This is a genomic window from Campylobacter sp. P0103 (assembly GCF_002139545.1).
GTDB lineage: Bacteria > Campylobacterota > Campylobacteria > Campylobacterales > Campylobacteraceae > Campylobacter > Campylobacter devanensis.
Genome location: NZ_MJKG01000001.1, coordinates 434,475 through 446,504, shown reverse-complemented (window position 1 = coordinate 446,504; position 12,030 = coordinate 434,475). Strand labels below are relative to the sequence as shown.

Here is a 12,030-nt window from a genome sequence, read left to right as displayed (position 1 = left end):
AATTCTCAATCCAATATTTTAATAAGGAGATAAAATGAAATTATTTAAACTAAGCTTAGCTGCAATCGTAGCTGCAGGTGCTTTAACAAGCGTAGCGAGTGCTGCATCACTTGAAGAAGCTATTAAAAATGTAGATGTATCAGGTTATGCAAGATATAGATTTGATAGCAGAAACACTACAACTGTTGCAGGACAAAATACTGCAAACGCTCACAGATTTACATCTGATATAGATTTCAAAGCTGCACTAGATGATAACTTCTTTGGTGTTATCGGATTTAGATATGATAGCGTTGATGTGTCTGGTGAGAGAGCTGGCGCTCAAACCAATGTAGGTGTTAATGATAATGGTTTTGGTGAATATGGTCAAACATTCAATGTTCGCCAATTCTACCTAGGATATACAGCGGGCAACACAACTGTCCAAGCTGGTCGCCAAGTCCTAGGTACATTCTTCACTGATGATATGATAGGTACTGGTATCAAAGTTCTTAATAGCGATATCAGCGGTCTGACTCTAGCTGCTATAGCATTTGATAACCTACAAGGCAATGATGGTGATATGGGTACAAGAAATTTATTTATCGGTTCAAATGGCTCTAATGAGCATGTATATGATAGAAACCTATATGGTGTAGCTGCTATCGGCTCATATGATCCAGTAAGCTTCCAAGCATGGTATGCAGCTCTAGATAGCGTAGCTCAACTATACGCTCTTGATGTAACACTAGGAGCTAACCTAGGTGGCGCTGACCTAAGCCTACAAGCTCAATATGCTGGCTCAAGCGTATGGAGTAATAATGTTAGAACTTCACAAGCTGTACCAGGTTTGACACCATCATTGACACCAGGCGCTGTAGTAGAACTAGATGATGCTCAATTCTTAGCTGTTAAAGCTGGTGCTAAAGCATTTGGCTTTGATGGTAGCGTAGGATATGTAAATATCAATACTCAAGGCAGTGGTGCTTCTCTAATCTCACTTGAAGACCAAGGTGCCTTCATCACAGCTGGTGAGGATCTACTAGACTATACATTGATCGGTGCTGATCAAAGTATCTACTTCGTAACTGCTGGCTATACATTTGCTGATAAAGTAAGAGTAGGTGCTGACTATGTAGGTTCTAGAGCTGAGGAAAGAGGTAATTATGTAGATGCATACGAAGCAGTAGCTAGAGTAGATTATAAATACAGCAAAAAACTTAACTTCAAAACTTGGTATTCATACATTGATAGAGACAACAATGAAGCTGATGCTAAACACCTAAGATTTGAAGCTAGATATAACTTCTAATATAATTAGGGTTTAAATCTCTTGGGGAGCCTATATAGCTAGGCTCCCCTTTTTTATACTTTTTATCCATTAAGTTCAATCACAAATTCAAATTTCTTAAAGTCAAATTTAGATAAAATCATACCTTATAGTTGCTAATTAAAATTTTGCAATGTCTTATAATTGTAGTAATAGTAAATTGATAATAGCATATTAAAACAAAAGGAAAAAAATGAAAATAACAAAATGGGCGATACCATTACTAATAGCCTCAAACCTAATAGCTGCAAATGATAGCTATATAATAGAAGCTGATGGAGAGTTTGGCAAGGAGTTAAAAGCCCTAGTAGAAAAACACGCCAAAGATAATAATCTAAGCGTAAAAGTATATGAAAATAGCAATAAGCAATCATCTAAATTTGATGATGATGAAGATGATAGATTTATAAATATCGGTATAAATAAAAATGCTAATTATAACAGCGATAAAGGTAAAGAGCTATATGAGAAAAACTGCAAATCCTGCCACGGCGAAAAAGGCACTAAAAGGGCTATGTCAGTTTCAGAAAGATTAAGCGATATGAGCGGAGATGATATAGCTGACTCAATGGCTGGATATAGAGGTGATGCTCAGTATGGCGGTAGATTAAAGTATATAATGAGACCTATTGCAATTAGGATGAGTCTAAAAGATTTAGGCCATATAATAGCATATTTAAAAGGTGATAATGCCTTTGCCGTAGATGAGGATGAAAATGATGATATCAAAACTACCCCAACTACTCAAGGTAGCTATTTAGAGTAAATAACACAAAGGTAATAAAATAAAATTAGTTAAACTAAGCTTAGCTGCTATTGTAGCTGCAGGTGCTTTAACAAGCGTAGCAAACGCTACATCACTTGAAGAAGCTATTAAAAATGTAGATGTATCGGGTTATGCAAGATATAGATTTGATAGTCAAAATGCAAAACTAGCATCTTTTGAAGATATAGATAAACCTAATCATAAATTCAAATCTATTAAAGTCAAATTTAGATAAAATCTTGCTTCATAAATCGAAATTTTGTAGTAAAATATATAAAGGATACAAATGAAAAAGCTTTCATTAATTGCTTTGGCTGCTGCGGTGGCTATTAGCTCAGCTGCTGCTAAAGAGATTAAAATCGGTGTAGTTTTACCTATTACTGGTGCTGTAGCAGCATATGGTCAAACAGCATGGGCTGGTATTAAATTAGCTAACAAGCTAGAACCAACACTAAAAAATGGAGATACTATCACTCTAGTATTAGTAGATAATAAAGGCGATAAAGTAGAGACAGCTACAGCTACTACAAGATTAGTAAGCGAAGATAAAGTAAGCGGTCTAATCGGTGCAATGGTTACTGGTAACACTCAACAAGTATTACAAATCGCAGATGAAAAAAAGGTGCCTATGATAGCTCCAGCCGCCACAGCTGATAAGCTACTAGATCGTGCTAAATACGGTGCTAGAGTTACATTTATGGATTCATTCCAAGGGACTAGTTTTGCTTCATGGGCAGTAAGTCAAAATATGAAAACAGCTGTGTTAGTAGTAGATCAATCTACATCATATTCAATCGGTCTAGCAGGAGCCTTTAAAAAAGAGTTTGAAAAACAAGGTGGCAAGCTACTAAAAGAGTTAAAAATTAGTAGTGGTGATAAGGATTTTAAAGCGATAGTATCACAAATAAATAGCTTAAATCCTGATCTAGTGTATATGCCATTTTATCATCCAGAAGCTGCACTGCTAGTACGCCAAGCTAGACAAATAGGGGTAAAATCGCAATTTGCTAGTGGTGATGGTGTATCAAATGACACATTTATCGAGCTTGCTAGTGATGCATCAAATGGATATCTATATACAGATGCATTTGATAGCTCAAACCCACCAACAGCTAAATCAAAAGCCTTTGTAGAAGCATATGCAAAAGAAAATGGAGATAACAATGTCCCTGGATTTACAGCACTTGGTGCTGACTCATACTATTTAATGATAGATGCGATGAATAGATGTGCTGATGGGGCTGATAGAGAGTGCGTAAATAAAGAGATCAAAAATAGCAAAAACTTTGAAGGCGTATCAGGTATAATCAATATAGATAAAAAAGGCAACGCAGAACGCTCAATAGTAATCAAAGAGATTGCTGGCGGTAAAGCGATGTATAAAGATACTGTAAATCCTAAGTAATACTTTGAACTTTTACATAACAGGGGTACCCCACGCCAGTGGGGCTTTAGTGTTTGGTTCTTTAGTGGCGACTTTGTTGCCACGCTAAAAGAACATTAAAATAAATTTTTATATAAGATAATCAACCTTATTAAATTTGGAATAAAAATTGCTTTACATACAAGAAATTATTTGAATTTACAAATAAAGGACTTGTATGAAAGCGATTAAAATATTGCTTCTAGCATTATTTATGGCACTTAGCGCACAGGCTGCTATGATTAAAGAGTTAGCTAGTGTTGTAGGTGTTCGTGATAACCAACTAATCGGTTATGGATTGGTTGTTGGTTTAAATGGCACAGGCGATGGTAGTAGTAGCGAATTTACCATTCAATCGCTATCAAATATGCTTCAAACGGTCAATGTCAAAGTCGATCCAAATGATATCAAATCTAAAAATACAGCTGCTGTTATGGTTACAGCAAAGCTTCCTCCTTTTGCTCGTCAAGGTGATAATCTAGATGTTACAGTTAGTTCCATTGGTGATGCTAAAAATTTAATTGGCGGAACGCTTTTGCTTACAGCACTTAAGGGTGTTGATGGTGATATTTACGCTCTAGCTCAAGGCGCTTTAACGCTTGGTGGCTCAACTGCAAAAGGCGGAAATCATCCAACGGTTGCAACTATAATGGATGGTGCTTTGGTTGAAAAAGAGGTAGTATATGATATCTATAATAAACCAAATGCAAATTTAAGTCTAAAAAACTCAAGCTTTCAAACTGCAATAGATATGCAAAATACTATCATATCTAAATTTGGTGCTGGTTCGGCAATGGCGCTTGATCCTAGAACCATTACTTTAACTAAGCCATCTGGTATTAGTATGGTGGAGTTTTTAGCTAGTGTGCTAGAGACTGATATGAACTATAAGGCTGAAGATAAGATTATAATCGATGAGCGTACAGGTACGGTAATAAGCGGCATAAATATCAAGGTTGAGCCTGTTATAATCTCTCATGGCGCTATTACAATTCAGATTGATGGAAGCGGATTTGATCCGGCTGCACCTGCTGCTGGTGATGTAGATATCGGTAATGTAGCGATTAATACTAATACAAACACAATTAAAATGAATCAAGGAAATGTCACAGTAGCTAATATCACAAGGGCTTTAAATAAGCTAGGTGCAACACCAAAAGAGATTATAGCAATTATTGAGAATTTAAAACGAGCTGGAGCGATCCAAGCTGGCGTGGAGGTGATATGATGAGAGTAGATACTAGCGCAGCACTTAGTGCGTATAATGCTGCAAGTACGCAAAATATAGGCAATACAAAACCTGTTGATGATGTAGCGCTTAGAGAGCAAACTGATGCTTTTGAGGCATTTTTGGTTAAGGAGGTTTTAGATATTGCATTAAAAAATGAAAATCCGCTATTTCCAGAAGATCCAGGCGATAAGATTTATAACTCTATGTATAATGATGCAATGAGTAAGGCGCTAAGTGGTGGATTTGGATTTTCTGAGTTGTTATATAATTTTTTAAAAGAGAGAGCCTAAATAAAAGTTGAATTTTTCCGATTTAGCTTAAATAAAATAATTAGCTAAAAAGGATTTATAATGATAGGTTCTATAAAAGCAGGTGCTATCTATAATAGCATTGTAACACCAAAAAACGAAGAGAAAAAAAACGAACAATTAACACAAACTCAAAGTAGTGGTAACTCTAAGATAAAAGAGCTAACTGCGATGATACAAAAAGGCGAGTATAAAGTAGATATAGACGCCCTTTCTAAAAAAATCGCAGATTCTTTGATCTAAATTTAACTGCTTCTTTGAGTAATCAAAGGAGCAAAATATGGTAAAACACTATCTAGACGAGGCTATATCGGAGCTTGGTGAATTAATAGCAATCACTAAGCAAGATATAGAAAATATTCAAAAAGCTGACCACTCACATGTAGATGACCACAGCAAGAAAAAAACCGAATTAGTCCGAAAATTTGAAAAAACTAAATCTCAGCTTGATAATGAATTAGTCAAACTAGCTCAAGCTAATGTTGGCACAGATTTAGCTAGTATATTATCTGATGAGATAAAAGATAGATTAGCTCAATTAAGAGACTCATTAGAAACTCTCCAAAAATTTAATAAAGAGTATGCTAAATCAGTAGTTGTGGTCAAAGAATTCTATGACTCACTACTAAAGACAATGCTAGGCGCACAAAATCCAAGCTCATATGGAGATGGGACAAAATCTAGCCTAGCAGATGCTGAAAAACTACTAAAATTAAGGATTTGATATGGGAATTTTTGATTCTTTATACACAGGCGTGAGCGGTCTAAATGCAGCTCAAATTCAAATTCAAGTAACAGGGCAAAATATCACCAATGTAAATAGTGATTACTATACTCGCCAAAGGGTGGTCCAATCAGCTGCTAATCCGCTTCATGCAACTCCTGGCGATATTGGGCTTGGAACTAGAGTTGATACGATTGTAAGGATTCATGATGAATTTACCTTTACTAAACTAAAAACTGCATCATCAAATAAAGAGTGTACATCTTATAAAGAGGATATTTTAAAAGAGATTACTCAAAGATTTCCAGATTTGCAAGATACAGGGTTGCTAAATGATATCCAAAACTACTATCAAGCGTGGAATAATTTTGCTTCCCACTCATATGAATCTAGTCAAAAAGAAAATTTGTTAAATATTACAAATACGCTAACTCATAGAGTAAATGATACTGCGCTTCAGCTACAGACTATACATAAAAGTATAAATGATGATATCGTAATAGCAGTAGAGGAGATAAATCGCTTAGGTCAGCAAATAGCAGATATAAATAGGCAAATTCAATCAGTTGAGGGTAAAAGTGGCTCAGTTAATGCTAATGATCTAAGAGATAAAAGAGACCAGCTAGAATCTACAATGGCAAATTTAGTTAATATCTCAACATTTAAAAATGATATTATGTCTGATAGTAGATATGGTGGTGCAATGACTGACCAAGGCAAAGATTATACTCTAGCAATTGATGGTATAACGCTTGTTGAAGGGGTAAATTTTCACCCATTAAAGCTAGATACGCAGGCTTCTAAAGATGGATTTGCTACTATATACTATGAGTTAAATGATGAAACTAGAGTAGAAATGAGTAATAAAATCACTAATGGCAAACTAGGTGCTATGCTTGATTTGCGTGGTAGAAATGTAGATGAGCATGGTGAATTTATGGATGGAACTATTACTGATTTTAGAAATAACCTTGATACATTTGCTCAAACTATGATTGTTCATACTAACAATATCTATGCGTTATCAGCTCAAGATAAGATGCATAGTATAGATTTAAAAGATATGGATAAGGATATGACGCTACAAAACTATAGCTCATATATACAAAGTGGGAGCTTTGATGTAGTTGTCTATAATGCTTCAGGGAAAGAGGTCGCTAGAAAATCTATAAATATCGATGCATCAACTACTATGAATGATACAACACAAGGAACATCAATCGTTTCGCAGTTTAATTCAAATGTCGATGGTAATGGCAATAATAATACAAATGATGATTTAGATGATTATTTTGAGGCAATTTATACATTTGACCCAAAAATAGGAATGGGAAAACTAGGCTTTATTCCAAAAGGTGCTGAGGGCGAATATACAATCTCAATTGAAGATAATGGGACAAATTTTGCTGGTGTTTTTGGTATGAGTCAGTTTTTTGAAGGAACTAAAGCATCAAATATGCAAGTTGAACAAAGTCTAAGAGCTGATAGTTCTAAAATACAAGGTAGCAAAGCTCCAATAGATGGCGATAATACTATGGCAAATGAGATGGTATTGCTACAAACTAAACAAGTAGATTTTATCAATAAAGATGGCAGTATAAAAAATGAAACAATCAGCGGATATTATCGTTACTTAACATCAGATATCGCTGGTAGAACTGAATCAGTAATAGCACTAAACTCAACTAATCAATCTCTATATGCTAGTGTATATGCCGAGCATCAAAGCATTAGCGGGGTAAATATTGATGAAGAGTTATCAAATTTAATTCGTTTTCAAAGTAGCTATGGCGCAGCAGCAAAGATTATAACTACAGTCGATCAGATGTTAAATACGCTCCTATCTACAAAACAATAATGAATAGACTAAAACTCGCCCTAGATGATGAACTCTCTAGGGCAAATACTACAAATGGCCTTTATAGTGCTGCTGATCCACTTCAAATCGCTACTAAATTTAAAACCGATCCAGTAATAACGCTTATTTGTGCGCTTTTTGCTTATGGTAATGCTAGAGCAATTGTGAAGTTTTTAAGTGGATTGGATTTTAATATTTTAAGCTTAAGCGATAAGGATATTTTAGATATTACTTTGGAGAAAAAATATATCTATAGATTTCAAAATAGCTTAGATGTGGCGCAAATTTTTGTAACGATGGCAAAAGCTAAAAGGGAGTTAGATTTAGAAAATATAATACAAAAAGGTTCTCAAGATAGTGCTATTATTTATGGTATAAATATGCTTATTAATGAAATTTATAGGCTTAATGAGTACCGCTCAAGTGGGTATGAGTTTTTCTTTGGTAAAGAGTTTAAAACTGAACCTAAAAGCCCATATAAACGCTATAATATGTGGCTTAGATGGATGGTAAGAGATAGTGATATTGATCTTGGATTATTTAAAAATATTAGTAAATCAAATTTAATCTTACCGCTTGATACACACACTCACAAAGTAGCTCAAGCAATTGGTCTATGTAGCCGCAAAAGCTATGATTATAAAGCAGCTAAGCAGATTACTGATAATTTAACTCTATTTGATCCAAATGATCCAATTAAATATGATTTTGCTTTATATCGCATAGGTCAAAGCGGTAATTTACAAAAATTTTTAGAACGCATAAAAGGGTAAATTTAATAAAAACTTGCTAATATAATAGCTAAAAATTAAGCGAGTAAAATATGGAAAATAGACTAAAAGAGTTAAAAAAAGCTACTAAAAAATTACAAATTTTAAATCAAAACCAAAGAGCAAATTTAATACAAAAAATAGCTGATGCAATAGAGAATAATATAGCTAAAATTATAGAGGCTAACGCAATAGATTTACAAAATGCTAAGGATTTAAGTCCAGCTTTGCAAGATAGATTAAAACTAGATGAAGTGCGTATAAAGTCTCTTGCAGATGGGATTAGAGATATAGCAATGTTAAAAGATCCAATTGGTAAAATTCACGATGGCTGGAGTGCTAAAAGCGGATTAAAGATAGAAAAGATTAGCGTTCCACTTGGCGTGATTGCTATGATATACGAATCTAGACCAAATGTCACAGCCGAAGTAGCTGCTCTTGCTATTAAAAGTGCTAATGGCTGTGCATTAAAGGGTGGCAAAGAGGCTATAAACTCAAATTTAGCCCTTGCAAGTATAATCAAAAATAGCCTAGGTGAGTATGGTGGCTGTATAGAGTATTTTGATATTAGCAGAGATGAGGTGCTAGAGTTTATTAGAATGGATAGATATATAGATTTAGTAGTTCCTAGAGGAGGGGAGGGGCTGGTAAAATTTGTAAGTGCTAACTCCTCTATACCTGTATTAAAGCATGATAAGGGAGTCTGTCATATCTATGTTCATAAGGCTGCAAATATTCAAAAAGCATTAGATATCTGCGTAAATGCCAAATGCTCTCGTCCAGGTGTTTGCAATGCTGCTGAGTGTGTGCTAGTTGATGAGAGTATTGCTGCTGATTTCTTGCCACTATTAAAAGCTAGACTTGATAAATTTAGTGTAAAAATTCACGGCTGTCAAAAGAGTGTTAATATAATAAATTGCTTTGAAGCTACAGACAAAAGCTATTATAATGAGTATTTAGATTTTGAGCTGAATTTAAAAATTGTAGGTAGTTTGTATGAGGCGCTAGATCATATTGATGAATATAGTAGCGGACATAGTGAAGCGATTATAAGCGATGATTATGCTGCTTGTGAGGAATTTTTAAGTCGTGTTGATAGTGCGTGCGTCTATGCAAATGCCTCAACTAGATTTAGCGATGGGGGAGAGTTTGGCTTTGGCGCAGAGGTTGGTATTAGCACTTGTAAAATGCATGCTCGTGGTCCTGTAGGCGTAGATGAACTAACAACTTACAAATATATTATTAGAGGTCAAGGCCAGATTAGATAACTACTCTAGCCTAAAGGTGAAAAATTGGCTGTGATATTTGCTATCACCTAATCCACTATACTGTGTGATGGCTGCATCAATATTTCCAACTTCTTGATATAAAAATCCAAGTGCTAGCCTAGCCTCGCTATAGGTTGGGTTAGTAAGTTTAGCAAGTTCAAGATAAGCGATGGCACTATCAGGATGATTTGCCCCAATACTTGCAACACTGGCTAAAAATAGCGTGTTTGCATCATCTTCTTTTTCAGTATTTACTAGCTCATTATAGATAGTATAGGCCTCTTCATAGTGTCCTGTAAATAGGCTTAAATATGCTAATGTGTGTAAAATATCCTTAGTATTATCAGATGAGATTTTTAAGTCTTTAATAATACTTTCACGCTCTATATTTAGCAATCCTGCGATTTGTAAAAGTTTAATATATTCAGTTTTGATAATGGTTGCACCGCCATAGAGAGTACCTTTATCTAGTTTGGTTGTTAGAAATTTAACCTGGATATCTTTAGCGTAGTTTTTGATATTTTTTACATCAAAACGAGTAACTGAGTAGATTATATTAGTTAGTACATCGTTTGGTAGCTTTTGGTTTAACTTATCAGTAGCTAAGATTACGATATCATTTCTATCTGTAATATAGGCACATATAATATTAAATACGATATTTAACACGCTTTCATTATAGTTTTTATCTAGCCAATCATTTAGTGCGCCTTGATTTCCTTGGGTTAGCTGAATCATTGCTTTATAGATATTATCTTGGTCTAGATTTGTATCTGTATCCATTGTATCCATTACTTCTTTTGTAAGGCGCTTAGCATCTCTGCCTATCATTTTAGCAGCCATTATAGCGTATGCGCCAGCTATGTAGTTAGATGGATCTAGGTGATAGCTAGTTACAAAGTGCTTATATGCTTGGGCAAAATCACCTAACTGAGCAAATGTAAGAGCTAGATTAAACTGAACAATTGAGTGATTTGGATATAGTTTTGTAATCTCTAAAAAGTCGCTATTAGCTTCTCTTAGTTTATTATTTAGCGCTTTAAAAATTGCTTGAGATAGCATTACATTAGCTTTAGATACTATACCACTAGTCTCTAGATACTCATCAGCTATACTACTTTCATCAACAAATAGGCTCAAGCCACCTTTTCTTATATATTCGATTGTTTGCTTAGGATTAAAGGCCTTGTATGGAGTGAAATAAAATAGAATTTGATAAAGGCTATTTCGGTCAAAAAATTTAGTTAAATCATAGTTATTTTGGGCTAAATTTATATCAAAAAGCTCTGGATTTAAAACTGTCTTAATAGGATATGTATCACGTACAAAAGTGGAGTTAAAATCATTTAACATTTTTAAAGTTTTAGCTGCTGAGCCAAATTCTCCTGTTTTTAGATCAATTAGCGATATGGCTAGATATGTTGATGGAGCATTTTTTTCATCAACTAGCGCTTTATTTAGATACTTTTTAGCCTCTTTATACTCTCCAAGTCGTGCATGAAGAAGTCCAAGAGGCAGGCTAATATCATAATCTTCAACTGCTTTAATAGCTTGAATAGCCTCTTGATCTTCGTGAAGGTAGCTTAGGATTTTTGATCTAAGATACTCTTTTTGGCTGGTATAGTATTTTGAATTTGATAAATCTAAAGCATGTAAAGCTTCTATATAGTAGCCTCTATAGTAGTTTACAAGGGCATTATAAAACTCATATAAATTGACATCACTATCTCTATTTATAAAGGCATTAGCTAAATCAATATAGTATTCAAAAAGCCTTTCATCATTAATTTCTAGTGCGCAAACGGCTAAATTTATAGCACTTACGGCTATATTTTCATTATTAGCAATAGCATCTTTAAATGAATTAATCGCATCTTTAAATAGCCCTTGATTCATCTTTGATACGCCTAAGTTGTAGTTTGATAGAGATTCGTTATAAACAGCAATATTTTCATATATTTTTAGAGCTTCGGCTTTGTTCCCGCTCTCGTAGAGTTTGTTAGCTTTAATTAACATACTATCTATTTTTGAGCTTTGGAATTTTTGAGTTATGGTTGGCGGTGTGATAAGTTTTGGCTCTTCTAACTTTATAACTTGCGATTCTGGTTCATCTGAGCCAGAAAATGCCGCAATTAAAGCAGTAATGAGTAGAATAAAAATTAAAATGCTAGCGCCAATTAGCATTAAAAGCTTTTTAGTTGGTTTAAATTTAGATTTAGCCCCCTCAGACTCTTGAGATGTCTCCTCCTTTGTCTCTTGCTTTTGCTCCTTGGCTCTCTCATCAGAAGACTCTATTGGAATTATATCTTCATTTGGGTCTTTTTCTTGGATTACTACTTCTTGTTGTTCTTTTAACTCATCTGCCATTTAAAT

General features: G+C 34.5%; 12 protein-coding genes. 11 read left to right on the top strand and 1 reads right to left on the bottom strand.

All coding sequences use genetic code 11. The features are described 5' to 3' along the window. Nucleotides 1-34 precede the first annotated feature (34 nt). The 11 genes from CIGNP103_RS02295 to CIGNP103_RS02245 all read left to right on the top strand — a co-directional run bounded on the left by CIGNP103_RS02295 (nt 35) and on the right by CIGNP103_RS02245 (nt 9,657). Nucleotides 35-1,291 carry a major outer membrane protein gene (locus tag CIGNP103_RS02295; RefSeq protein WP_086252558.1) on the top strand — a complete coding sequence of 419 codons (1,257 nt, stop codon included), beginning with the start codon at nt 35-37 and terminating at the stop codon, nt 1,289-1,291. Between the two features lie 211 nt (nt 1,292-1,502). Next, complete coding sequence (locus tag CIGNP103_RS02290; protein WP_086224072.1) at nt 1,503-2,075, top strand: c-type cytochrome; 573 nt, start codon at nt 1,503-1,505, stop codon at nt 2,073-2,075. A gap of 19 nt (nt 2,076-2,094) precedes the next feature. After that, nucleotides 2,095-2,310: a major outer membrane protein gene (locus tag CIGNP103_RS08355; protein WP_086235869.1), complete on the top strand. Its 216-nt coding sequence runs from the start codon at nt 2,095-2,097 to the stop codon at nt 2,308-2,310. Between the two features lie 51 nt (nt 2,311-2,361). Then, nucleotides 2,362-3,480, top strand: a complete 1,119-nt coding sequence (locus CIGNP103_RS02280; protein WP_086268513.1) for an ABC transporter substrate-binding protein — start codon at nt 2,362-2,364, stop codon at nt 3,478-3,480. Between the two features lie 196 nt (nt 3,481-3,676). Further along, nucleotides 3,677-4,726 carry a flagellar basal body P-ring protein FlgI gene (locus CIGNP103_RS02275; protein ID WP_086224074.1) on the top strand — a complete coding sequence of 350 codons (1,050 nt, stop codon included), beginning with the start codon at nt 3,677-3,679 and terminating at the stop codon, nt 4,724-4,726. Beyond that, nucleotides 4,726-5,019: a rod-binding protein gene (locus tag CIGNP103_RS02270; protein WP_179186957.1), complete on the top strand. Its 294-nt coding sequence runs from the start codon at nt 4,726-4,728 to the stop codon at nt 5,017-5,019. The genes CIGNP103_RS02275 and CIGNP103_RS02270 overlap by 1 nt, the downstream gene beginning before the upstream one ends. A gap of 60 nt (nt 5,020-5,079) precedes the next feature. Then, nucleotides 5,080-5,280 carry a flagellar biosynthesis anti-sigma factor FlgM gene (locus CIGNP103_RS02265; RefSeq protein ID WP_086226514.1) on the top strand — a complete coding sequence of 67 codons (201 nt, stop codon included), beginning with the start codon at nt 5,080-5,082 and terminating at the stop codon, nt 5,278-5,280. 37 nt (nt 5,281-5,317) lie between these two features. After that, nucleotides 5,318-5,761: a flagellar export chaperone FlgN gene (gene flgN / locus CIGNP103_RS02260; protein WP_086233937.1), complete on the top strand. Its 444-nt coding sequence runs from the start codon at nt 5,318-5,320 to the stop codon at nt 5,759-5,761. A gap of 1 nt (nt 5,762) precedes the next feature. After that, nucleotides 5,763-7,619, top strand: a complete 1,857-nt coding sequence (gene flgK, locus CIGNP103_RS02255; protein ID WP_086224078.1) for a flagellar hook-associated protein FlgK — start codon at nt 5,763-5,765, stop codon at nt 7,617-7,619. Further along, nucleotides 7,619-8,392: a TIGR02757 family protein gene (locus tag CIGNP103_RS02250; protein WP_086252559.1), complete on the top strand. Its 774-nt coding sequence runs from the start codon at nt 7,619-7,621 to the stop codon at nt 8,390-8,392. The genes flgK and CIGNP103_RS02250 overlap by 1 nt, the downstream gene beginning before the upstream one ends. Before the next feature lie 50 nt (nt 8,393-8,442). Next, a complete protein-coding gene (locus CIGNP103_RS02245; RefSeq protein WP_086226512.1) occupies nt 8,443-9,657 on the top strand; it encodes a glutamate-5-semialdehyde dehydrogenase in 1,215 nt (404 codons plus the stop codon). Here the strand turns inward: CIGNP103_RS02245 and CIGNP103_RS02240 are convergent, their stop codons facing one another. Then, nucleotides 9,658-12,024, bottom strand: coding sequence for a tetratricopeptide repeat protein (locus CIGNP103_RS02240; protein WP_086268512.1), 2,367 nt, complete (start codon nt 12,022-12,024; stop codon nt 9,658-9,660). It abuts the gene before it with no gap. Between the last annotated feature and the right edge of the window lie 6 nt (nt 12,025-12,030).